Origin of the sequence: Sphingomonas hylomeconis, assembly GCF_025370105.1 — a bacterium.
GTDB classification, from domain to species: Bacteria; Pseudomonadota; Alphaproteobacteria; order Sphingomonadales; family Sphingomonadaceae; genus Sphingomonas; species Sphingomonas hylomeconis.
On the sequence record NZ_JANQBK010000007.1, the window covers coordinates 1 to 23,773 of the forward strand.

16 protein-coding genes and 1 pseudogene are annotated in these 23,773 nt (G+C 66.1%); 9 read left to right on the forward strand and 8 right to left on the reverse strand.

Annotated features, from left to right (window positions below; genetic code table 11):
- Nucleotides 1–284: pseudogene (locus NV401_RS10775) on the reverse strand (hypothetical protein); the annotation flags it as partial.
- 461 nt (nt 285–745) lie between these two features.
- Here NV401_RS10775 and rpoB point away from each other — a divergent pair.
- From rpoB to NV401_RS10795, 4 genes are all read left to right on the forward strand, one after another.
- On the forward strand, nt 746–4,900 hold the full coding sequence (gene rpoB / locus NV401_RS10780) for a DNA-directed RNA polymerase subunit beta (RefSeq protein ID WP_261294431.1): 4,155 nt from the start codon (nt 746–748) through the stop codon (nt 4,898–4,900).
- Nucleotides 4,901–4,910: 10 nt separating this feature from the next.
- Nucleotides 4,911–5,147 carry a hypothetical protein gene (locus NV401_RS10785; RefSeq protein WP_261294432.1) on the forward strand — a complete coding sequence of 79 codons (237 nt, stop codon included), beginning with the start codon at nt 4,911–4,913 and terminating at the stop codon, nt 5,145–5,147.
- Entirely contained in the window at nt 5,144–9,418 is a 4,275-nt protein-coding gene (gene rpoC / locus NV401_RS10790) for a DNA-directed RNA polymerase subunit beta' (protein WP_261294433.1), read from the forward strand. Before NV401_RS10785 ends, rpoC begins: the two co-directional genes overlap by 4 nt.
- Nucleotides 9,419–9,821: 403 nt before the next feature.
- The gene (locus tag NV401_RS10795; protein ID WP_261294434.1) at nt 9,822–11,765 is read left to right on the forward strand and encodes a S9 family peptidase; all 1,944 of its coding nucleotides are present in this window, start codon (nt 9,822–9,824) and stop codon (nt 11,763–11,765) included.
- A 54-nt stretch (nt 11,766–11,819) separates the two neighbouring features.
- On the opposite strand, the gene NV401_RS10800 is transcribed toward NV401_RS10795, so the two are convergent.
- The 5 genes from NV401_RS10800 to modA all read right to left on the reverse strand — a co-directional run bounded on the left by NV401_RS10800 (nt 11,820) and on the right by modA (nt 15,058).
- Nucleotides 11,820–12,311 (reverse strand): DUF2846 domain-containing protein, encoded by a 492-nt coding sequence (locus tag NV401_RS10800; RefSeq protein ID WP_261294435.1) that lies wholly within the window; start codon nt 12,309–12,311, stop codon nt 11,820–11,822.
- A 19-nt stretch (nt 12,312–12,330) separates the two neighbouring features.
- Entirely contained in the window at nt 12,331–12,930 is a 600-nt protein-coding gene (locus NV401_RS10805) for a hypothetical protein (protein ID WP_261294436.1), read from the reverse strand.
- Nucleotides 12,931–12,997: 67 nt separating this feature from the next.
- Nucleotides 12,998–13,606, reverse strand: coding sequence for an ATP-binding cassette domain-containing protein (locus NV401_RS10810; protein WP_261294437.1), 609 nt, complete (start codon nt 13,604–13,606; stop codon nt 12,998–13,000).
- The gene (gene modB / locus NV401_RS10815) at nt 13,596–14,285 is read right to left on the reverse strand and encodes a molybdate ABC transporter permease subunit (protein WP_261294438.1); all 690 of its coding nucleotides are present in this window, start codon (nt 14,283–14,285) and stop codon (nt 13,596–13,598) included. The genes NV401_RS10810 and modB overlap by 11 nt, the downstream gene beginning before the upstream one ends.
- Entirely contained in the window at nt 14,285–15,058 is a 774-nt protein-coding gene (modA, locus tag NV401_RS10820) for a molybdate ABC transporter substrate-binding protein (RefSeq protein ID WP_261294439.1), read from the reverse strand. Before modA ends, modB begins: the two co-directional genes overlap by 1 nt.
- A gap of 185 nt (nt 15,059–15,243) precedes the next feature.
- Between modA and NV401_RS10825 the strand changes: the two genes are divergently transcribed.
- Together NV401_RS10825 and NV401_RS10830 are read left to right on the forward strand one after the other, a co-directional pair.
- On the forward strand, nt 15,244–16,950 hold the full coding sequence (locus tag NV401_RS10825; protein WP_261294440.1) for an Hsp70 family protein: 1,707 nt from the start codon (nt 15,244–15,246) through the stop codon (nt 16,948–16,950).
- Nucleotides 16,947–18,635, forward strand: a complete 1,689-nt coding sequence (locus NV401_RS10830; RefSeq protein WP_261294441.1) for a hypothetical protein — start codon at nt 16,947–16,949, stop codon at nt 18,633–18,635. Before NV401_RS10825 ends, NV401_RS10830 begins: the two co-directional genes overlap by 4 nt.
- A 116-nt stretch (nt 18,636–18,751) precedes the next feature.
- Here NV401_RS10830 and lepA read toward each other — a convergent pair whose 3' ends face one another.
- Nucleotides 18,752–20,575 (reverse strand): translation elongation factor 4, encoded by a 1,824-nt coding sequence (lepA, locus tag NV401_RS10835; protein WP_261294442.1) that lies wholly within the window; start codon nt 20,573–20,575, stop codon nt 18,752–18,754.
- A 115-nt stretch (nt 20,576–20,690) separates the two neighbouring features.
- Between lepA and NV401_RS10840 the strand changes: the two genes are divergently transcribed.
- The 3 genes from NV401_RS10840 (at nt 20,691) to NV401_RS10850 (ending at nt 22,140) form a co-directional block, all read left to right on the forward strand.
- A complete protein-coding gene (locus tag NV401_RS10840; protein WP_261294443.1) occupies nt 20,691–21,236 on the forward strand; it encodes a redoxin domain-containing protein in 546 nt (181 codons plus the stop codon).
- A gap of 55 nt (nt 21,237–21,291) precedes the next feature.
- Nucleotides 21,292–21,573 carry a UvrB/UvrC motif-containing protein gene (locus NV401_RS10845; RefSeq protein ID WP_261294444.1) on the forward strand — a complete coding sequence of 94 codons (282 nt, stop codon included), beginning with the start codon at nt 21,292–21,294 and terminating at the stop codon, nt 21,571–21,573.
- 84 nt (nt 21,574–21,657) lie between these two features.
- Nucleotides 21,658–22,140 (forward strand): NAD-dependent epimerase/dehydratase family protein, encoded by a 483-nt coding sequence (locus NV401_RS10850; RefSeq protein WP_261294445.1) that lies wholly within the window; start codon nt 21,658–21,660, stop codon nt 22,138–22,140.
- A 149-nt stretch (nt 22,141–22,289) separates the two neighbouring features.
- On the opposite strand, the gene gcvPB is transcribed toward NV401_RS10850, so the two are convergent.
- A partial coding sequence (gene gcvPB, locus NV401_RS10855) for an aminomethyl-transferring glycine dehydrogenase subunit GcvPB (protein WP_261294446.1) occupies nt 22,290–23,773 on the reverse strand: 1,484 nt, incomplete at its 5' end.

The window sequence follows — 23,773 nt, forward strand, 5'->3', positions numbered from 1 at the left end:
GGTGCCCGCGCGGCGCGCGCTTCCTCGACCTGGGCGATCGCCTCGGGGGCGACCGGCGTGCTGCTGTCGGGATCGCCGATGCCGCTGCGCGCCGGGCTCGGCGCAGCGCCTGGCGCGCCGGCGGGCGGCGCGGTGGAGACGACCGGCGGCGGCGTGGTCGTCGTGCTGATCGGCGGCGCCTGCGCGGGCGCCGCCTCCTGCGCGAAGGCCGGTGCGGCGAGCAGCAGCGTGGCGGGAACAAGCGCGACGATCGCGCGACGATGCGGGGTGGGAATGATTTTCATAACGGATAATCAATGACCTGCCGGCCCTGTCGGCCCCGCCCATGGCCAAAAATCGCGACGAACCGGCGTACGCTGGCGACCGGCCGAGGCAATTGACCGCTTAGGATGACCTGCCTATTTCCCGTTCGCGTCGATCCGTTGTCCGCTCAAGCGGCCATGCGATCGCCCCGCCGCTGGCACGAGCCTGCCGCTGCACCGGATCGCGCGATTGGTTCCCGCGCTATTTGACTAAATCCAACAGCGCGCCTATATCCGCTGCTCACCACAATCTTCGGGAAATGATGTGCCGTCGCGCAGTGCATCGATCGTATTGAAAATCGTGGTTTCATAGACGCCGACAAGCTGCTGTCTCCTGAGCAAGGATGACACGCGGCTTTTTGGCGTTTTCTGCGTGCCCGCCCGGGCGTTTCCGGGCACCTAATTTCGGCCTGACAAGGCCAAGACCGAGGGCGAAAAACCACATGGCATCCAAGGCATATGACGGCGGCACGCTGAAGCGTCGCATCCGCAAGGTGTTCGGCAACATCCACGAAGTCGTGCAGATGCCGAACCTGATCGAGGTTCAGCGGGAATCCTACGAGCAGTTCCTGCGTTCCGATCCCGCGACTGGCTATGTCTCGGGTCTCGAGAAGACGCTGCGCTCGGTCTTCCCGATCCGCGATTTCGCCGGCACCGCCGAACTCGACTTCGTCAATTACGAGCTCGAGCCGCCCAAGTTCGATACCGACGAATGCCGTCAGCGCGGCATCACCTATGCAGCACCAATGCGCGTTACGCTGCGCCTGATCGTGTTCGAGGTGGACGCCGATACCGATGCCCGCTCGGTGCTCGATATCAAGGAGCAGGACGTCTATATGGGCGACATGCCCCTGATGACGGGCAACGGCACCTTCATCATCAACGGCACGGAACGCGTGATCGTCAGCCAGATGCACCGTAGCCCGGGCGTCCTGTTCGATCATGACCGCGGCAAGACGCATGCCTCGGGCAAGTATCTGTTCGCCGCACGCGTGATCCCGTATCGCGGTTCGTGGCTCGATTTCGAGTTCGACGCCAAGGACATCGTCAACGTCCGCATCGATCGCAAGCGCAAGCTGCCGGTCACTGCGCTCCTGTACGCGCTCGGCATGACCTCGGAAGAGATCCTCAACCACTTCTACAACCGCGTGACCTTCGTCCGCGGCCAGGGTGGCTGGATCATCCCGTTCCAGGCCGAGAACTGGCGCGGCCAGAAGCCGATGTTCGACATCATCGATGCGAAGACCGGCGAAGTCGTGTTCCCGAGCGGCCAGAAGATCTCCCCGCGCGCGGCGAACAAGTCGGCCAAGGACGGTCTTACCGACCTGCTGATCCCGACCGAGGAAATCTTCGGCCGCTACAGCGCCTATGATTTGATCAACGAGACGACGGGCCAGATCTATATCGAGGCGGGCGACGAAGTGTCGGCCGAGAATCTCGAACTGCTCGACAAGGCCGGGATCGATCGCATCGAACTGCTCGATATCGATCACATCGCGACCGGTCCGTGGATCCGCAACACGCTCAAGGTCGACAAGGCCGAGGAGCGCGAGCAGGCACTCAGCGACATCTACCGCGTCATGCGCCCGGGCGAGCCGCCCACGCTGGAGACCGCAGAGTCGCTGTTCAGCGGCCTGTTCTTCGATCCCGACCGCTACGACCTCTCGGCCGTGGGTCGCGTCAAGCTCAACATGCGTCTCGACCTCGATGCCGAGGATACCGTGACGACGCTGCGCAGCGAGGATATCCTCGCCGTGATCAAGACGCTGGTCGATCTGAAGGACGGCAAGGGCGATATCGACGATATCGACAACCTCGGTAACCGTCGTGTCCGTTCGGTCGGCGAATTGCTCGAGAACCAGTACCGCGTCGGCCTGCTCCGCATGGAGCGCGCCGTGAAGGAGCGCATGTCGTCGGTCGACGTCTCGACGGTCATGCCGAACGACCTGATCAACGCCAAGCCGGCGGTTGCCGCGGTGCGCGAATTCTTCGGCTCGTCGCAGCTGTCGCAGTTCATGGATCAGACCAACCCGCTGTCGGAAGTCACCCACAAGCGCCGCGTGTCGGCACTTGGACCAGGTGGTCTGACGCGTGAGCGCGCCGGCTTCGAAGTCCGCGACGTTCACCCGACGCATTATGGCCGCATCTGCCCGATCGAGACGCCGGAAGGCCCGAACATCGGCCTGATCAACAGCCTCGCCTCGTTCAGCCGCGTCAACAAGTACGGCTTCATCGAGACGCCGTACCGCAAGGTCGTCGACCACAAGGTCACCGACGACGTCGTCTATCTGTCGGCAATGGAAGAGGCCAAGCACACGATCGCGCAGGCCAACGCCGATCTCGACGCGGATAACGGCTTCACCGAGGAACTGGTCTCGTCGCGTCAGGCGGGCGAATTCCTGATGGCGATCCCGACCAACATCACGCTGATGGACGTTTCCCCCAAGCAGCTCGTCTCGGTCGCCGCATCGCTCATTCCGTTCCTGGAAAACGATGACGCCAACCGCGCACTGATGGGCTCGAACATGCAGCGTCAGGCCGTGCCGTTGGTCCAGGCCGAGGCGCCGTTCGTCGGCACCGGCATGGAAGAGACCGTCGCGCGCGATTCGGGCGCAGCGATCTCGGCCAAGCGCGCCGGCATCGTCGACCAGGTGGATGCCGCACGCATCGTCATCCGGGCGACCGGCACGGTCGAAGCGGGCAGCTCGGGCGTCGACATCTACACGCTGATGAAGTTCCAGCGCTCGAACCAGAACACCTGCATCAACCAGCGTCCGCTGGTGAAGGTGGGCGACGTGATCAACGCCGGCGACGTGCTCGCCGACGGCCCGTCGACCGAGTTCGGTGAGCTCGCGCTGGGCCGCAACAGCCTCGTCGCGTTCATGCCGTGGAACGGGTACAACTACGAGGATTCGATCCTCATCTCCGAGCGTATCGTGAAGGACGACGTGTTCACGTCGATCCACATCGAAGAGTTCGAAGTGATGGCGCGCGATACCAAGCTTGGGCCGGAGGACATCACGCGCGATATCCCGAACGTCGGCGAGGAAGCGCTGCGCAACCTCGACGAAGCGGGCATCGTGTATATCGGTGCCGAGGTCGAGCCGGGCGATATTCTCGCCGGCAAGATCACGCCGAAGGGCGAAAGCCCGATGACGCCGGAAGAGAAATTGCTCCGCGCGATCTTCGGCGAGAAGGCATCGGACGTGCGCGATACGTCGCTCCGCCTGCCGCCGGGTGTTGCCGGGACGGTCGTCGAGGTGCGCGTGTTCAACCGCCACGGCATCGACAAGGACGAGCGCGCGATGGCGATCGAGCGCGAGGAAATCGAGCGTCTGAAGAAGGATTCGGACGACGAGCGCTCGATCCTCAACCGTGCGACCTGGAGCCGCCTGCGCGAAATGCTGATCGGGCAGACCGCAACGGCCGTGCCGAAGAACGGCCCCAAGAAGGGCGTCGTGATCGATCAGGACGTGCTCGATTCGGTCGATCGTCACGAATGGTGGAAGTTCTCGGTTGCCGACGACAAGGCGCAGAGCGATCTCGAAGCGGTCAAGGTTCAGTATGACGATGCCGTCAAGGTGATCGTCGACAAGTTCCAGGATCGTCGTGACAAGCTCGAGCGTGGCGACGAACTGCCGCCAGGCGTGCTCAAGATGGTCAAGGTGTTCGTCGCGGTGAAGCGCAAGCTGCAGCCGGGCGACAAGATGGCCGGCCGTCACGGCAACAAGGGCGTGATCTCGCGGATCCTGCCGGCGGAGGACATGCCGTTCCTCGCCGACGGCACGCCGGTCGACATCGTGCTCAACCCGCTGGGCGTGCCTTCGCGCATGAACGTCGGGCAGATCTTCGAGACGCATCTCGGCTGGGCGGCGCGCAACCTGGGTCAGCAGATCCACACCGCGCTGGAAGATTGGCGCGAGGCCAATCCCAACCCCGAGACCGGTGCGATGCCGGAAGCGGTCAAGGCGCGGCTGCTCGAAGTGTATGGCGAGCATTATGCGGCGGAGATCGAGGCACGCAGCCCCGAGCAGATCATCGAGCTGGCGAGCAACCTGAAGACCGGCGTGCCGATGGGCACCCCCGTGTTCGACGGTGCGCGCGAGGCCGATGTGTCCGACATGCTCAGCCTGGCCGGGCTGCACACGTCGGGTCAGTCGGAGTTGTTCGACGGGCGCACGGGCGACATGTTCGATCGCAAGGTGACGGTGGGCATCATCTACATGCTCAAGCTGCACCATCTGGTCGACGACAAGATCCACGCCCGGTCGATCGGGCCGTACTCCTTGGTCACGCAGCAGCCGCTGGGTGGTAAGGCGCAGTTCGGCGGGCAGCGCTTCGGCGAGATGGAGGTCTGGGCGCTCCAGGCCTACGGCGCGGCGTACACCTTGCAGGAAATGCTCACGGTGAAGTCGGACGACGTGGTCGGCCGCACCAAGGTCTACGAGGCGATCGTCAAGGGCGACGACACGTTCGAGGCGGGCATTCCGGAGAGCTTCAATGTGCTCGTCAAGGAAATGCGCTCGCTGGGCCTGAACATCGAGCTGACCAGCGTGGAACAGTTCGACACCGACGGCGTCGCGATCGCGGCGGAGTAAGGATTAGGCGATGCTTTCGTGGAACTTCCGTTACTATGCGCTTCTGGCGATTTCGGCAGTTTCCGTGGGCATCGCCTTATTCTGGATCGACCGGGCGGTAGAGCAGCGAGATTGGCTAGGACAATACGCCTTCATCGGACTCGGCTTGATCCTCTTCGCGGCAGCGCTGATGGCCTGGGGCGACAAGTGGTTAGGCCTCGCCTCGACTGATCAAAATATCACCCCTTCTGAGGGATCGAAAAAATGAACGAACTCACAAACTTCGCCAATCCGGTCGTTAAGCCGGAGACCTTCGACCAGATCCAGATCGGCATCGCCTCCCCGGACAAGATCCGTTCGTGGTCGTTCGGCGAGATCAAGAAGCCGGAAACCATCAACTATCGCACGTTCAAGCCCGAGCGTGACGGCCTGTTCTGCGCGCGCATCTTCGGTCCGATCAAGGATTACGAGTGCCTGTGCGGCAAGTACAAGCGCATGAAGTATAAGGGCATCGTCTGCGAGAAGTGCGGCGTCGAGGTTACCGTCTCGAAGGTCCGCCGCGAGCGCATGGGCCATATCGAGCTGGCCGCGCCGGTCGCGCACATCTGGTTCCTCAAGTCGCTGCCGTCGCGCATCGGCCTGCTGCTCGACATGCAGCTCAAGCAGCTCGAGCGCGTGCTGTATTTCGAGGCCTATATCGTGATCGAGCCGGGCATCACCCCGCTCGAAAAGTACCAGCTGATGACCGAGGACGAGCTCCTCGACGCGCAGGACGAATATGGTGAGGACGCCTTCACCGCCGGGATCGGCGCCGAAGCCGTGCGCATCATGCTGCAGGACCTCGATCTCGAGGGCGAGCGCAAGGAGCTGCTGGAAGAACTGGCGGTCACCAAGTCCGAGCTGAAGCCCAAGAAGATCATCAAGCGCCTGAAGGTCGTCGAATCGTTCATCGATTCGGGCAACAAGCCCGAATGGATGATCCTCGAAGTCGTGCCGGTCATCCCGCCAGAGCTGCGCCCGCTGGTGCCGCTCGACGGTGGCCGTTTCGCGACGTCGGATCTGAACGATCTGTATCGCCGCGTGATCAACCGCAACAACCGCCTCAAGCGCCTGATGGAGCTCCGCGCGCCGGACATCATCGTGCGCAACGAGAAGCGTATGTTGCAGGAAGCCGTCGACGCCCTGTTCGATAACGGCCGCCGCGGTCGCACGATCACGGGTGCCAACAAGCGTCCGCTCAAGTCGCTGTCCGACATGCTCAAGGGCAAGCAGGGCCGCTTCCGCCAGAACCTGCTCGGCAAGCGCGTCGACTATTCGGGTCGTTCGGTCATCGTGACCGGGCCGGAACTCAAGCTGCACCAGTGCGGCCTGCCGAAGAAGATGGCGCTCGAGCTGTTCAAGCCGTTCATCTACGCACGTCTCGATGCCAAGGGTCTGTCGATGACCCTCAAGCAGGCGAAGAAGTGGGTCGAAAAGGAGCGCAAGGAAGTCTGGGACATCCTGGACGAGGTGATCCGTGAGCATCCCGTGATGCTGAACCGCGCACCGACGCTTCACCGTCTTGGCATCCAGGCGTTCGAGCCGGTACTGATCGAGGGCAAGGCGATCCAGCTGCACCCGCTGGTCTGCTCCGCGTTCAACGCCGATTTCGACGGTGATCAGATGGCGGTCCACGTGCCGCTGTCGCTGGAAGCACAGCTCGAAGCGCGCGTGCTGATGATGTCGACCAACAACATCCTGTCGCCTGCCAACGGCAAGCCGATCATCGTGCCGTCGCAGGACATGGTGCTGGGCCTGTATTATCTGTCGATGCTCAAGGAAGGCGAGCCGGGCGAAGGCATGATGATTTCGGACATGTCCGAAGTCCATCAGGCGCTGGAAGCCGGCGCGGTGACCTTGCACACCAAGATCATCAGCCGCGTTCCGCAGGTCGATGCCGACGGCAAGAGCATCATGAAGCGCTACGAGACGACGCCGGGCCGCATGCTGCTCGGTGAAACGCTCCCGCAGGCGCACAAGGTGCCGTTCGACACCGTCAATCGCCTGCTGACCAAGAAGGACGTCGGCGACGTGATCGACGAGGTCTATCGTCACACCGGCCAGAAGGAGACCGTGCTGTTCGCCGACGCGATCATGGCGCTGGGCTTCAAGCATGCGTTCAAGGCGGGCATCTCGTTCGGCAAGGACGACATGATCATTCCGGACGCCAAGGTCGGCCTGGTCGACGAGACCAAGGCGCTCGTGAAGGACTTCGAGCAGCAGTATCAGGACGGCCTGATCACGCAGCAGGAGAAGTACAACAAGGTGATCGACGCCTGGAGCCGTTGCGGCGACCAGGTGGCGAACGCCATGATGGACGAGATCAAGTCGGTGAAGAAGCTCGAGAATGGCCGGGAAGCCCCGATCAACTCGATCTACATGATGGCGCACTCCGGTGCCCGTGGTTCGCAGGCGCAGATCAAGCAGCTCGCCGGCATGCGCGGCCTGATGGCCAAGCCGTCGGGCGAGATCATCGAGACGCCGATCATCTCGAACTTCAAGGAAGGCCTGACCGTCCTCGAATACTTCAACTCCACCCACGGCGCCCGCAAGGGTCTCGCGGATACGGCGTTGAAGACCGCCAACTCGGGCTACCTGACCCGCCGTCTGGTCGATGTGTCGCAGGATTGCGTGATCATCGAGCTGGATTGCGGCACGACCCGCGCGCTGGAAATGCGTGCGATCGTCCAGGGTGGGTCGACCATTGCTTCGCTCGGTGAGCGCATCCTCGGTCGCACGACCGCGGAGGACATCATCGATCCGAAGACCAACAAGGTCGTCATCCCATCGGGCACGCTGCTCGACGAGCCGATGATCACCACGATCGAGGCGCTGGGCACCCAGTCGTGCAAGATCCGCAGCCCGCTGGTCTGCGAGACGAAGATCGGCGTGTGCGGCAAGTGCTACGGGCGCGATCTCGCCCGCGGTACGCCGGTGAACATCGGTGAAGCGGTCGGCGTCATCGCCGCCCAGTCGATCGGTGAGCCGGGCACGCAGCTGACCATGCGTACGTTCCACATCGGTGGCGCGGCGCAGCTCAACGAAACGTCCAACCTGGAGGCAGTGGCCGACGGCACGATGGAATATCGTGACCTGCGCGTCATTGTCGATCAGCGCGGCCGTCGCGTCGTGCTGAGCCGCTCGGGCGAAATCGCGATCGTCGACATGGACGGCCGCGAGCGTGCGGTGCATCGCATTCCGTACGGCGCCTATGTGCTGTTCGACGATGGCCACATCGTCGAAAAGGGCGACCGGATGGCCGAATGGGATCCGTTCACCATGCCGGTGATCACGGAAAACCCCGGCGTCGTGAAATATGTCGATCTGATCGAGGGCAAGACGCTCACCGAGCAGGCCGACGAAGCGACCGGCATCTCGCAGCGTGTGGTGACCGAAAACCGTGGCATCGCCTCCAAGAAGGAGGATCTTCGTCCTCGCCTGACGCTGACCGGCGACAGCGCGGAAGAAGCTGGCCGTTACATGCTGGTGCCGGGCGCGACGCTCTCGGTCGAGGATGGGGCGACGGTCCAGGGCGGCGACGTTCTCGCCCGTGTCAGCCGCGAGAGCGCCAAGACGCGCGACATCACCGGCGGTCTGCCGCGTGTTGCCGAGCTGTTCGAAGCGCGCAAGCCGAAGGAAAATGCGATCATCGCGAAGGTCTCGGGCCGTGTCGTGTTCGGCAAGGACTATAAGGCAAAGCGCAAGATCGGCATTCAGCCGGAGGATGGCAGCGAGGTCGTCGAGTATCTGGTGCCGAAGTCGAAGGTCATCGACGTGCAGGAAGGCGATTACGTCAAGCGCGGCGACAATCTGATCGGCGGCAGCCCCGATCCGCACGATATTCTCGAAGTGCTCGGCATCGAGCCCTTGGCCGAATATCTCGTGTCGGAAATCCAGGAAGTGTATCGTCTGCAGGGCGTGAAGATCAACGACAAGCACATCGAGACGATCGTTCGTCAGATGCTGCAGAAGGTCGAGATCACCGATGGCGGCGATACCACGCTGCTGGCCGGTGAGCAGGTCGATCGCGACGAGATGGACGAGTACAACTCCAAGCTCGACAAGAAGCAGGTCAAGGCACAGGGCAAGCCCGTCCTGCTCGGCATCACCAAGGCGTCGCTGCAGACCCGCAGCTTCATCTCGGCGGCGTCGTTCCAGGAGACCACCCGCGTCCTCACCGAAGCATCGGTGCAGGGCAAGAAGGACACGCTGACCGGGCTCAAGGAGAACGTGATCGTCGGCCGTCTCATCCCCGCCGGTACTGGTGCTGGCATGAACCGGATGCGCATCGCCGCCTCCAGCCGTGACGCGGTGCTGCGCGTGTCGCAGCGCAAGATGGCCGAAGTGTCGATCGCCATGGCCAATTCGGCCGCCGAGGAACGCGCTGCCGAAAAGCTGCGCAACGTGGCGGACGATACCGGTGACGATGCGCTCGGCGCGGTCGTGACCAGCGGCACGGGCACCGATGCCGATGCGGGCGATTACCTGATCAAGGAATGATCGGGTTTCCCCTCACCGGGCTGAACTGAAAGAACCGCCGTCCGGGATGCCCCGGGCGGCGGTTTTTTCTTGAGGGCGACGCTGCGGCAGCGGTGTCCACGCCCAATGGCGGACGTTTTACCATCCAACCGTCCGTCACCCCGGGCTTGACCCGGGGTCCCGCTGCTCGGCCTAAACCTGCGTGTCGAACAGGTCCCGCCACGCGGGATTGCAGCGTTCGATCAGCGCGAACGCACGCCGCCGGGATTTGAGCCGCTCCTCATGCGCGACGGTATCCTGCGACGGCGGCCTACGATGATCGCTCTCTCACGATGGGGGTCGTGAGAAGGCTCGCGCACTTCCGCTTGGCGATTGCGCCGCGGCTCGTGACGGCTAAGGTTCTGCAAAGTTTACGGAGATCCTCATGCGTCACCTGCTCGTTGCCACTGCCCTGATCGCCCTTACGCCCGGCCTCGCGCCCGCGCAGACTGCCGCAAAGGTCGATGTCCGTACCGTCGGGGCGGCGACGCTGGAGAATGTGCCGCCGATCGCGCCCGAGCTCACCACCGCGGTCGCGCGCTATCAGCAGAGCCGCTCGGCGAGCGTGGCGGACTGGTTGCCCGATGGCAGCCTGCTGATCGCCACGCGGTTCGGCACGACGGTGCAGCTGCACCGCGTGCAGGCGCCGGGCATGGCGCGGACGCAGATCACCTTTGCCGCCGAGCCGATCGCCGGCGGGCGGGCGATTCCGCAGTCCGACCGGATCGCGTTCAGCCGCGATACCGGCGGCGACGAGTGGTTCCAGATCTATACGATGGGGCCGGATGGCAATCCGCTGCAGCTGACCGAGGCGGGCACGCGCAACGATGGCCTGACCGTGTCGAAGGACGGGCGGCGGATCTTCTGGTCGCAGGCGATCAAGGGCTCGGGCGACCGCAACATCCTGTCCGCCGATCCGACCGATCCGGCGAGCCGCGCGCTGGTCTACAAGGCGACCGGGGCGATGACCCCGAGCGACGTGTCCGACGACGGCAAGACCCTGCTGATGACGCTGGGCGTGTCCAACCGCGAACAGAAATTGTTCACGCTGGATATCGCCAGCGGCGCGCTGACCGAGATCGCCAAGGGCACGCCGGCCAACCTGTCGGGCGCGAAGTTCATCCGCGGCGGGCGCGCGCTGCTCGCGGTCAGCAACCGCGGCAGCGATGTGCAGCGGCTGGTCGAGATCGACGTGGCGACGGGCAGAATGACGCCGATTGCCCCGGGCCTGGCGTGGGATGTCGAGGATTTCGAGCTCAGCGACGACGGGCGCGTGCTGGCCTATGTGATCAACGAGGATGGCTATTCGAAGGTCGTGGTGCGCGATTTCGTCACGCGCCGCGCGCTGCCGCAGCCCGCCTTCATCAAGGGCGTGGTCAGCGCGCTGCGGCTGTCGCCCGATGGCCGCAAGCTGGCAGTGAGCATCGCGTCTGCCGCCGGGCCGGGCGACGTCTATGGCTGGGATGTCGGTGGCGGCACGCTGGCGCGCTGGACCCAATCCGAGATCGGGCCGATCGATCGCGCGCGCCTGCCGGAGCCTAAGCTGGTGCGCTTTGCCAGCTTCGACAAACTCTCTGTTCCCGCCTTCGTCTATCGCCCGAAGAGCGCGGCGCGCGGTGCCAAGACGCCGGTGCTGATCTCGATCCATGGCGGGCCCGAGGGCCAGGCGCGGCCGGGCTGGTCGCCGACCATCGCCAGCTTCGTCGATACGCTGGGCGCGACGGTGATCGTGCCCAACGTGCGCGGCTCGGATGGCTATGGCACCAAATATCTCAACCTCGACAATGCCGAGAAGCGCGAGGATTCGGTCCGGGATATCGGCGCGCTGCTCGACTGGATCGCCACGCAGCCCGATCTCGACGCCAGCCGCATCGCGGTGATCGGTGGCTCCTATGGCGGCTATATGTCGCTCGCGGCGATGACCAAATATAGCGACAGACTGGCCGGCGGGGTCGATCTGTTCGGCATCGGCGACTGGGTGACCTTCCTTGAGAATACCGAGGCCTATCGCCGCGATAATCGCCGCGCCGAATATGGCGACGAACGGACGGCGAAGATGAAGGCGGTGTTCGCGAAGATATCCCCGCGCGCCAATGTCGCCGGGATCACCAAGCCGATGCTGATCGAACAGGGCGTTAACGATCCGCGCGTGCCGATGCGCGAGAGCAAGCAGATGGTGGATGCGCTGCGTGCGCGTGGGGTGCCCGTCTCCTATCTGCTGTTCGCCGACGAGGGGCATGGCTGGCGCAAGAAGCCCAACCAGGATCTCAGCCTGCAGGTCGAGATGGCGTTCCTGCGCGGTGTGCTGGGCACAACGCCTGCGAAATGAGACCGGACAAGCGGCGGCCGGCGTGCGACAAACGGACGCCAGCCGCTGCCGCGGTCAGCTCTTCTTTTCGGCCTTGTCTTCCTTCGGCTCCCACAGCTTCAGGCCCTTGGCCTTCTTGGCGAATTCGGCCTCATCCGACGGGGAGATGTTGGCGCGGCCGGCCATGATGCCCATGCCGATCTTGCACTTGACGAAATAGGTCTCGCCCGGCTCGATCTCCATGTTGAGCACGTCGGTCTTCTCGCCCTCGGTGCGATAGGCATGCTTGCCCGGCTCTGCCATGTGCACCCAATATTTGCCCGAGCCGAGCCGCGCGATCTGCTGCTCGGCGTCCTGTGGCCCTTCGCGCACCGTGCAGCCGAGCGCGGCACCCATCAGCGAGCCAGGCCGGTAGAAGACCACCATGCCCTTGCCCGGCGCGGGCGCGCCAAGCGCGCCGGATTTGGTCACCAGCGCCGCCGGCGCCGCACTGTCCTGCGCCAGTGCGGCCGGCGCGGCGAGCGCCAGCGCGCCCCCGACCAGCATCGAAAACGTCCCGATCTTCATCACAGATACCCCCTTGCCTTCATGGTTGAACCGAAACCGCGGGTGCGCCGGCCGGCGGGGCGACGCAGCCGCCCGCCGCCGCCGGCGCGAGATCGACCGCCGCGCTGAGCCTGGCGGTGGCGTGCGTGCCCGCCGGGACGATCGACTGGCCGCCGCTGACGAACATCAGCGGCATCGCGATCAGCCCGCCGACCGCGGTCGCGGCGATCAGCTTGCCCGCATGGTCGCGGCCCGCGCCGCCGAGCCGGAAGCCGCGCAGCGCGATGCGCGTGCCGCCGCAATCCAGGAAGCGCGCGGCGAGGATCAGCTCGCCGGCCTTGCCCAGCCCCGTCGCCTTGGCGGCGTGCACGACCTGCCCCTGCCCCGGCGTGCCGGCCGGAATCACCACCTTGCCCTCCGCCATCACCGGCGAAAGCACGCGGATCGCGAACATCGCGTCGATCTTGCTGGTCTTGGAACTGAGCGGCTCGGCGATCTCGAGCTCGATCGGCGTGCCGGCGGCCAGCCCGATCAGCCCCGGCGCCGGTGCGGGCAGCGGTGCGGAGGGTGCAGCGGCCGGATCGCCGGCCTGCGCCGCGATCGCCCCGACGACCATGAACAACGCCCATGACACGCTCATGCAGCCCCCTCCCCCGCGGCATATTTGCCAAGGCGCAGCGCGGGTTACAAGCGATTTTGCCGGTTCGTCAGGCGTCCATCGGGACGATCCGCATGCCCAGGCGACGGGCCTCGCCGGCATCGTGCGTGACCATCAGGATCGGCAGCCTGGCGACGTCACGAAGATGCTCGATTGCGACGCTGATCTCCTCGCGCCGGGCGGCGTCGAGCGACGACAGCGGCTCGTCGAGCAGCAGGAAGGCGGGATCGCTGAGCAATGCCCGGCCGATTGCCACGCGGCGCGCCTCGCCGCCGGACAGTGCGCGCGGCCAGCGATCGAGCAGCTGATCGATGCCGAGGAACGCGATCCGCGCCAGATCGAGCGGCCGGCCCGGAAAGGCATAACGCAGATTGTCGCGCACGCGCAGGTGCGGGAACAGCCGCGCATCCTGGAACACATAGCCGGCACGGCGCCGCTCGGGCGGCAGATCGATCCCGGCGGAAGCGTCGAACAGCGTCTCGCCGGCGACGCGGATCGTGCCGGCATCGGGCCTGAGCAAGCCGGCGACCATGTTGAGCACGCTGGTCTTGCCGGCACCGGATGGGCCGAACAGGATCGTTGCCCCCGCCCCGGCGGCGAGATCGAGCGCGATGTCGCGGTCGCCGAGGCGTTTGCGGAGGCGGATCTCAAAGGACATGGACGCCCCGGCCGGCGCGGCGCGCGAGCAGTTCCGAAGCGACCAGTGCGGCCAGTGACAAGGCGACCGAGATCGCCGACAGGCGCAGCACCATCGCGTCGCCGCCCGGCTGCTGCAGCGCGCTGTAGATGGCGAGCGGCAAGGTCTGCGTCTGGCCGGGGACGTTGGAGACGAAGGTGATCGTCGCGCCGAATTCGCCGAGCGCGCGGGCGAAGCCGAGCACCGTCCCGGCCAGCACCCCGGGCAAAGCGAGCGGCAGCGTGATCGTGCGGAAGACGCGCGCGGGGCTGGCGCCGAGCGTCCGCGCCGCGCCTTCCAGGCGGCGATCGACCGCCTCGAGCGACAGGCGGATCGCGCGCACCATCAGCGGCAGCGCCATGATCCCGGCGGCGATCGCCGCGCCGGTCCAGCGGAACAGCACGCTGATGCCGAACGTCTGTTCAAGCAACCGGCCGAGCGGGCCGGCGGGGGCGAAGGCGAGCAGCAACAGCCAGCCGGTGACCACCGGGGGGACGACCAGCGGCAGGTGGATCGCCGCATCCAGCAGGATCTTGCCCGGAAAGGTCGTCCGCGCGAGCAGCCAGGCGAGCGCGAAGGCGATCGGCAGCGTGACGAGCAATGCCGCGCCGCCGACCTGCAGCGACAGCAGCACGATCTCCCATTCCGCCGCGGTGAGCATCAGCGCGTCGTGAAGCCGTAGCGCACGAAGATCGCCTGACCCGGGCGGGAGAGCAGGAAGCGGCGAAAGCCCTCCGCCTCCGGATTGCGCGACGCGGCGAGCCGCGCCAGCGGGTAGACGATCGGCGGGTGGCTGGCGGCGGGGAACACGCCGGCGATGCGCAACTTGGCCGAGGCGCGCGCATCGGTCGCATAGACGATGCCGAGCGGCGCGGCGCCGCGCTCGACCAGCGCCAGCGCTGCGCGGACATTCTCCGCCGCGACGACGTGCGGCGCAACCTGCGGCCAGGCGCCCAGGCGCTGCAGCGCCTGCTTGCCGTAGATGCCGGCCGGCACGCTCATCGGATCGGCCATCGCCAGCGGCCCGGCGCCGAGCGTGCGGGCCAGCGCGGCGGGACGCAGCGGGATGCGCGTCCTGCTGCCGGTGCGCGCGACGACGACCAGCCGGTTGCCGAGGAAGTCCGCCCGCGTGCCCGCGGCCAGCAGGCGCTTGGCGGCGACGGCATCCATCCACGCCGCATCGGCCGAGACGAACAGATCGGCCGGCGCCCCGGCGATCAGCTGGCGGGCGAGCGCGGACGAGGCGGCGAACGACACGACCGGCCGGGGGTGCCCCTGCCGCGCCCAGGCAGCGGCAGCGGCGGTCATCGATTCCTGCAGGCTGGCCGCGGCGAGCACGAGCGGCGCGCGCGGCTGTGCGGCGGCGGGAGCCGGCAGCAGCAGCACGGCGGCGAGCAGAACGAGGGTGGCGAGCAGGCTGCGACGGCGATCCATATCCGCGCGGGTATAGCGGTGCGATCGGCCGGGGGCTATCCTCGGTGCCCGTGCCGGTAGCGGTACACAGGGCGTCGTTCCTGAATATTCAAAGTTCGTCCCAAGGTACGGCCCGATAAGCGGTAAGTGCTGGCGTCCGCTTTGAGCAGCCCGTATCGCCGAGCCAGCAGGGGGAGCGTAACACGATGATCGTCGGCATCGATCTGGGAACGACGAACAGCGCGATCGCGATCTGGCGCGACGGGGAAGCCGTGCTCATTCCCAATGCGCTGGGTGACATGCTGACGCCCTCGGCGGTCAGCATCGCCGAGGACGGTTCGGTGATTGTCGGGATGGCCGCGCGCGACCGGCAATCGACGCATCCCGGCGCCACCGCAACGGCATTCAAACGCTTCATGGGCACGCGGCAGACCGTCACGCTGGGCAAGACGCGCTTTACCGCCGAGGACCTGTCGGCAATCGTGCTCGCCAATCTGAAGGCGGATGCCGAGGCATTCCTGGGCGAGGCCGTGACCGGCGCGGTGATCACCGTGCCGGCCTATTTCAACGACCGCCAGCGCAAGGCGACGCGCCGCGCCGGCGAGCTGGCCGGGCTGAAGGTCGAGCGGCTGATCAACGAGCCGACCGCCGCCGCGCTCGCCTATGGCATCCAGACGCGCGAGGAGAAGGAGCCGTTCCTGGTCTTCGATCTGGGCGGCGGCACGTTCGACGTGTCGATCGTCGAGATGTTCGACGGGGTGATGGAAGTGCGCGCCTCGGCCGGCGACAATCGGCTGGGCGGCGAGGATTTCAACGAAACGGTGATCGATCTGGCCAAAGCGCGGATCGATCCGGCCGGCGATCTGGCCAAGGTCGATCCGGTGCTGCTGCGCGAATTGCTGCGCGCCGCCGCCGAGCGTTGCCGGCGCGCGCTGAGCGAGGCGGAGGAAGCGCCGTTCACGGTGACCGCTTTGGGGCAGGATTTCACCACCACGATCACCGCGAGCGAATTCGAGACGCAGGCCGCGCCATTGCTCGCCCGGTTGCGGGAGCCAGTGCTGCGCTCGCTGCGCGACAGCGACATCCGCGTCGACACTCTGAGCGAAGTGATCCTGGTCGGCGGCTCGACCCGTATGCCGATCGTCCGGCGCACGATCACGCGCATGTTCGGCCGCTTCCCCAACGCCGCGGTGCATCCCGATCATGCGGTGGCGCTGGGCGCCGCGGTGCAGGCCGGATTGAAGGCGCGCGATGCCGCGCTGGACGAGATCCGCATGACCGATGTGTGCCCGTTCACCTTGGGCATCGATCACAGTGTGGGGGATGGGCGCGGCGGCTTTCGTCACGGCCTCTTTTCGCCGATCATCGAGCGCAACACGCCGATCCCGGCGAGCCGTGTCGGCTATTACCAGACGATCGCGGACAATCAGCGCCAGTTGGAAGTGCAGATCTATCAGGGCGAGGCGCGCGAGGTGCAGGCCAATGTCAAACTGGGGTCGCTGCGCGTTCCGCTGCCCGCGGGCAAGGCCGGCGAGATCGGCGTCGAGATACGCTTCAGCTACGACACCAGCGGGCTGCTCGAGGTCGATGTCAACGTGCCGCAGGCCGGAACGCAGCGCAATCTGGTGATCGTCGACGATGACGAAGCGCCGAACGCGGCGGAGGTCGCGACACGGCGCGCGGCGCTGGCCGCGCTCAAGCGCCATCCGCGCGAGGAGAGCCAGAACCAGGCGATCATGGCGCGCGCCGCGCGCTGCTACGAGGGCTATATCGGCGAGCGGCGCGACATGGTCGGCACCTGGACCGCGCAGTTCGAGGCGGCGCTGGAGACGCAGGACCCGCGCATCATCGATGCCGCCCGCGCACAGTTCGACGCGGCGCTGAACGAGCTCGACGGCGACCGCTACCTGTGAGCAGGCTCTCCGGCATCTGGCGCACGCTGGATCTGGCACCCACCGGCGACACGGCGGCGATCCGCAAGGCCTATGCCCGGGCGCTCAAGACGTTCGACATCGACGAGGAGCCGGCGCGCTACATCGCGCTGCGCGCGGCGCGTGACGCGGCGATGGCGCAGGCACCCTATTTCGACGCCGACGCCGATGCCGATGCCGATCTCGATGCAGTGGCGGATGACGAGGAAGATCGCGCGACGGCGGATGCCCTGCCTGTGATGCACAGCCACACCCTGGAACCGGACGCGCTGGAGCCGGACGCGCTGGAATGGGACGAGCGATGGTCCGAGGATCTCGACGACGAACGCTGGCAGCCCGACATGCCCGTCGCGCCGCCCGAAGCCGCCGAGCCGCAGGATGACGGCGCGCACGCGCACGACGCGACGATGCGCGACCATTATGATGCCGTGCAGACGATGGTGTTTCCCGGCGATGAGCGGGACGGAAAGCCGCTCGACCGGATTGCCGCCTCGGTACTGGTCGAGCGCGTCGAGGCGTTGCTCGCCGATCCTCGCATGGAGGGGCTGGCGTTCCACGCCGCCGCCGAGCGCTGGTTCGCGGACATCATCGCGTCGTCGCCCATACGATCCGACCCGATCCTGACGCTGGCGCTCGGCCATTTCAACTGGCTGGCGAGCCGCGGGCGGATCGACCAGTCGCCGGCGGTGGCCGCGGTGGTCGCGCGTTATGATGCTCTGGTATTCATGACCGAAGTGCAGGACCGTAAGCATCCGCTGCACAAAGCGTGGCGCGAGTTGCGCAAGCCGGCGCAGGAGGGCAGCCGCAAGACGCTCGGTGTCAGCGGATCGAAAGTGCGGCGGCTGCTGAACGAAATCCGCACCCGACACCCGATGCTGGAGTCGGAGCTGGACTGGTACCGCGTGTCGCTGTGGGAGGCGCGATCGGGGGGCGCCACCAATTGGGGCGCCTGGTGGGGCGGCATGGTGATCATCTTCCTGGTGCTTCGCCTGCTCGCAGCCGGGACCGACACGCAGCCGCCCGCCGCCACGCCGATCCCGGTATCGTCCTATGCCAGCGCCGCGCAACTGCTCGATCCGATGCTGGCGACGCTCGGCGGACCGGCGCTGACGATGGCGACGATCCGCACGCAGAATCCACGGCTGCACGGGCAGTTGCAGACCAATTGGACGCTGGCCGGCGAAAACAAGACCGATCGGATCACCTTCGCGCAAACCACCTACACGTTGCTGATGGACCGCTATTCTGTCGGCGTGCGCCGCGCGCCGCATGGCTTGCTGGTCGATCTGTTCACGCTCCGGCTGGACAAGGCACGGCACTTGCGCGCGCGCGGCTGGCAGGCGTGCGAGAATTTCTTCGTCACCGGCGCGGCCCCAGCCGAATGGCTGTCCTCCGATCTGCTGGCGCGCGACAAGACGCTGGTCGGGCGTGTCTTGCTGGAAACCGATGGCGATCCCGCCGCCAGCCCGCCGAGCACCGATTTCAGGGTCAGCGGGGCGATCATCGACCAGGCGGTCAAGCGCGCCGGCATGCCGCGCGCCGATTTTGCCAAGGCGATGGCCAACAAGAGCAACGCCGAGACCAAGTGCCGCGCCTCGATCGCGCTCGGCGAAGTCGCGCTGACGTTGCCGGCGACGCAGGCGGATGCGATCCTGCGGAATCTGTAACGGGGCGTGCGCCGCGGCAACGCCGCGTCGTCGGACGGTGCGGTCGAGGACGAGCTCGACCGACCGCCGGCCGGCATTCGGCTAGTCCGCGGCTAAGCTTTGCTTAGCCTTGGGCCTCACGCATCATCGCCCATCCTGAGCGCCGCGATGAACGCCTCCTGCGGGATGCTCACGCTGCCATATTCGCGCATCTTGAGCTTGCCCTTCTTCTGCTTCTCCAGCAGCTTCTTCTTGCGTGTGGCGTCGCCGCCGTAACATTTCGCGGTGACGTCCTTGCGCATCGCGCTGATCGTCTCGCGCGCGATCACCTTGCCGCCGATCGCCGCCTGGATCGGGATCTTGAACAGATGGCGCGGGATCAGATCCTTGAGGCGCTCGACCATGCCACGGCCGCGCACTTCGGCGGTGCCGCGGTGGACGATCATGCTCAGCGCGTCGACCGGTTCCTCGTTGACCAGGATGCTCATCTTGACGAGATCGCCCTCGCGATAGCCGATCTGCGTGTAATCGAAGCTGGCATAGCCCTTGGAGAGTGACTTCAGCCGATCGTAGAAATCGAACACGACCTCGTTGAGCGGCAGCTCGTAGGTCGCCTGCGCGCGGCCGCCGACATAGGTGAGGTTCTTCTGGATGCCGCGGCGATCCTGGCACAGCTTGAGGATCGAGCCGAGATATTCGTCGGGCACGTAGATCACCGCGTTGATCCACGGCTCGCTGATCGTCGCGATCTTGTTGGGATCGGGCATGTCGGCGGGATTGTGCAGCTCGAACTGCTTGGTGCCGGCAGGATCGGGATGCGTCAGCTCGATCTCATAGACCACCGACGGCGCGGTGGTGATCAGATCGAGATCATATTCGCGCGTCAGGCGCTCCTGAATGATTTCCAGATGGAGCAGGCCGAGGAAGCCGCAGCGGAAGCCGAAGCCCAAAGCCGCGCTGGTTTCCATCTCGAAGCTGAACGACGCGTCGTTGAGCCGCAGCTTGCTGATGCTCTCGCGCAATTTCTCGAAATCGTTGGCGTCGACCGGGAACAGGCCGCAGAACACCACCGGCTGGACTTCCTTAAAGCCGGCGAGCGGCTCGAGCGCGGGGCGCTTGACGTCGGTGATCGTGTCGCCGACGCGGGTCTGGGCGACTTCCTTGATCTGGGCCGTAATGAAGCCGATCTCGCCGACGCCAAGTTCGGTCAATTGCTCGATGCGCGGGCGGAAGCAACCGACGCGGTCGATCAGATGCTGCGTGCCGGTGGCCATGAACTTGACCAGTTGGCCCTTCTTCAGCGTGCCGGCGACGACGCGGACCAGGATGACGACACCGAGATAGGGATCGTACCAGGAATCGACGAGCATCGCCTTGAGCGGCGCATCGGCATCGCCCTTGGGCGGCGGGATGCGCGTGACCACGGCTTCCAGCACCTCGCGGATGCCGATGCCCGATTTGGCGCTGGTCAGCACCGCCTGGCTCGCATCCAGCCCGATCACTTCCTCGATCTCGGCCTTGACCTTCTCGGCATCGGCGGCGGGGAGATCGATCTTGTTGATCACCGGCACGATCTCGTGATCATGCTCGATCGACTGATAGACGTTGGCGAGCGTCTGCGCCTCGACGCCCTGTGCGGCATCGACGACGAGCAACGCGCCTTCGCACGCGGCGAGACTCCGGCTCACCTCATAGGCGAAGTCGACATGGCCCGGCGTGTCCATCAGGTTGAGCGTATAGGTCTCGCCGTCATCGGCCTTATAGGCCAGGCGCACGGTCTGCGCCTTGATCGTGATCCCGCGCTCCTTCTCGATCTCCATGTTATCGAGCACCTGTTCGGACATCTCGCGCGCGGTCAGCCCGCCCGTCTCCTGGATCAGGCGATCGGCGAGCGTCGACTTGCCGTGATCGATATGCGCGATGATGGAAAAATTGCGGATCTTGTCGAGGGGAGTGGCCACGTTTTTCGGTCAATCTGTGAGAGGTATCGAGCGCCGATAGCAGGGACGCGCGCCAAAGCCAAAGACAGGACGAACTTTGCGTCTTAGAGTGGCGCGTCTCAGTCGGAGTATCCCCATGAAGCGCCTCGCCCTCGCCGCCCTCGCCCCCGTTCTCGCGCTCGCCGTTGCCGCCCCGGCGCAGGCCGCGCTGCCGGTGGGTGCCAAGGTGCCCAACATCGTGACCAAGGCGGCCAAGGGCGGCAAGCAGTTCGATTTCGCGCTCAAGGCAGCGCTGCGCAAAGGCCCGGTGGTGGTGTATTTCTTCCCCGCCGCGTTCACCGGCGGCTGCACGATCGAGGCGCACGCCTTTGCCGAGGCGGCGGACGATTTCGCGGCGCAGGGCGCCAGCCTGATCGGCCTGAGCGCCGATCCGATCGACAAGCTGGCGAAATTCTCGGTCGAGGCATGCCGCGACAAATTCCCGGTCGGCACCGCATCGCCCGCGACGATCAAGGGCTATGACGTGCACATGGCGCCGGGCGCGGCGATGACCAACCGCACCAGCTATGTCATCGCGCCGAGCGGCAAGGTGATCTTCGCGCTGACGCAGGGCAATCCGGTCGGGCATGTCGAGGGCACGCTGGCGGCGGTGAAGGCGTATCGCGCGGCGCACCGCAAATAGTCTTTCAGGGGGCGTGGCAGCGCATCCCAATGGGGATTGGCGCGTTGATCGGCGCATGACCACGATCGATTCGCTGCGCCAGCAAATGGAAGCCGCCGCCGACGCGCAGGATTTCGTGCTTGCCGCAAGGCTGCGCGATCAGATCAGCATCCTGCGCGGGCAAACGGGCGACGGCGACGCGGCGGCGATCGATCCGGACGGGCTGACGCGGCAGCAGCCGGGCAAGATGGGGCTCGGCACCAGCCAGCAGCGCTATACCCCGCCACCGGGCTGGACGCCGCCGGTCAAGCCGGATCCGATGACGCGGGGCCGCGGCCGCAAGAAGACGACGGGGTAACGCGCCGGGCGGGGCCTACACGCGGGGATGGCGTTTTTACGCGGGCTGCTTTCGCGCGCGAGGGTTGGTCGCTAGGGCGGCGCGATGACCGAGCCAAATACCAAAGCGATCGTTACCGGTGCCAGGGGCCGCCTCGGGCGCGCCTTCACGATGCGACTGCGCCGCGACGGGTACGACGTGGAGGCGATCGATATCGGCGAGCCGCGCCGCGGCCATGCCCCGGGCTACAAGCCCTATCTGTTCGACTGCGCCTATCAGCATGATGAGCCCGACCAGCATGTCGCGCGGGTCACCGGTCACCTGCAGCAATGGCGGCGCTACAGCGCGATTTTCGTCCCCTCGTCGATGTGGATCGACCATGACCATGCCTATGGCCGCGCCAAGCGGCAGGTCGAGGCGCTCGCGGCTCAGTACAGCCTGCAGGGCGCGCGGATCGTCACCGACCGGATCGGCTATTTTCCGGGCGACGGCGTGGCGCCCGACCACAACGATCCGATGATCGCGCACCACGTGACGGGCGATGCGCTGTATGCCCGCGTCATGCAGCGGATGCGCGCTACCGCCTGACGGGCGCCGAGGCACCATAAGGCAGCGCGTCGTGACGACGAATCGCGGCGACTCGCGGGGGATGGGGTTGCCGGCGGACTATCCGTACCGGCGGCAACCCAAAACGCGGAACGCCGCTTGGCGCCCTCCCCCGGCAAGCGGAGGAACGGTTACTCCGCCGCCTCGGCCAGTGCTTCCTTCCACACCAGCACCGGCTTGCGCGCCGCCAGCGTCTCGTCCAGCCGGCTGCGCGGGGCGAAGTGCGGCGCGGTCTTGAGCGCGACATCGCCGGCCTTCGCGCGCTCCGCCACCGAGCGCAGTGCGCCGATGAACTGGTCGAGTGCCGCCTTGCTCTCGGTCTCGGTCGGCTCGATCAGCATCGCGCCGTGGACGACCAGCGGGAAGTACATCGTCATCGGGTGATAGCCCTCGTCGATCAGGCCCTTGGCGATGTCGATCGTCGAGAAGCCCTCGGCCAGGTTCTCGTCCGAGAACAGTGCTTCATGCATGCACGGCCCCGAATGGCCGAACGGCGCGACCAGCGTCTCGTCGAGCGAGCGCAATATGTAGTTGGCGTTGAGCACGGCATCCTCGGCGACCTGCCGCAAGCCGTCCGCGCCGTGGCTCAGGATATAGGTCAGCGCGCGCGTGAACATGCCCATCTGGCCGTGGAACGCGACCATACGGCCGAAGGTGTGCGCGTGATGATCCTCCGCCGTCTCTTCCTCGACCAGGCGGAAACCCGCACCGGTCTTCTCGACGAACGGCAGCGGCGCGAACGGGGTGAGCGCCTTGGACAGCACCACCGGGCCCGAGCCGGGGCCGCCGCCGCCATGCGGGGTGGAGAAGGTCTTGTGCAGGTTGATGTGCATGGCATCGATGCCGAGATCGCCCGGGCGCACGCGACCGACGATCGCGTTGAAGTTCGCGCCATCGCAATAGACCAGACCGCCGGCTTCATGCACCGCATCGGAAATCGTGCGCATGTCGCGCTCGAACAGGCCGCAGGTATTGGGATTGGTGATCATCACGCCGGCGACATCGGGGCCGAGCCGCGCGATCAGCGCCGCCGTGTCGACGCGACCTTCGCTGGTCGCGGGGATATCCTCGACGCGGTAGCCGGCGAAGGCGGCGGTCGCCGGATTGGTGCCGTGCGCACTTTCCGGCACCAGGATGATCTTGCGATGGCCTTCGCCGCGCGCTTCGAGCGCCGCCTTGATCGCCAGGATACCGCACAATTCGCCATGCGCGCCGGCCTTGGGGCTCATCGCGACCGAATCCATGCCGGTCAGCGTGACCAGCCAGTGCGCGAGCTGGTGAATCACCTCGAGCGCACCCTGCACCGTATCGACCGGCTGCAGCGGATGGACGTCGGCGAAACCGGGCAGCCGCGCCATCTTCTCGTTGAGCCGCGGATTGTGCTTCATCGTGCACGAGCCGAGCGGAAAGAAGCCGAGATCGATGCCGTAATTCTGGCGGCTGAGGCGCGTATAGTGACGCACCGTTTCGGGCTCGGACAGGCCGGGGAGGCCGATCGCCGCGGTGCGGGCGAGATTGCCCAATCTCCCTCTCCCCTCTGGGGAGAGGGTCGGGGAGAGGGGCTGTACCGGGTTACCGGGCGTGCCGTCCGAGGCAGACGTGGGGGGGGGGGGGG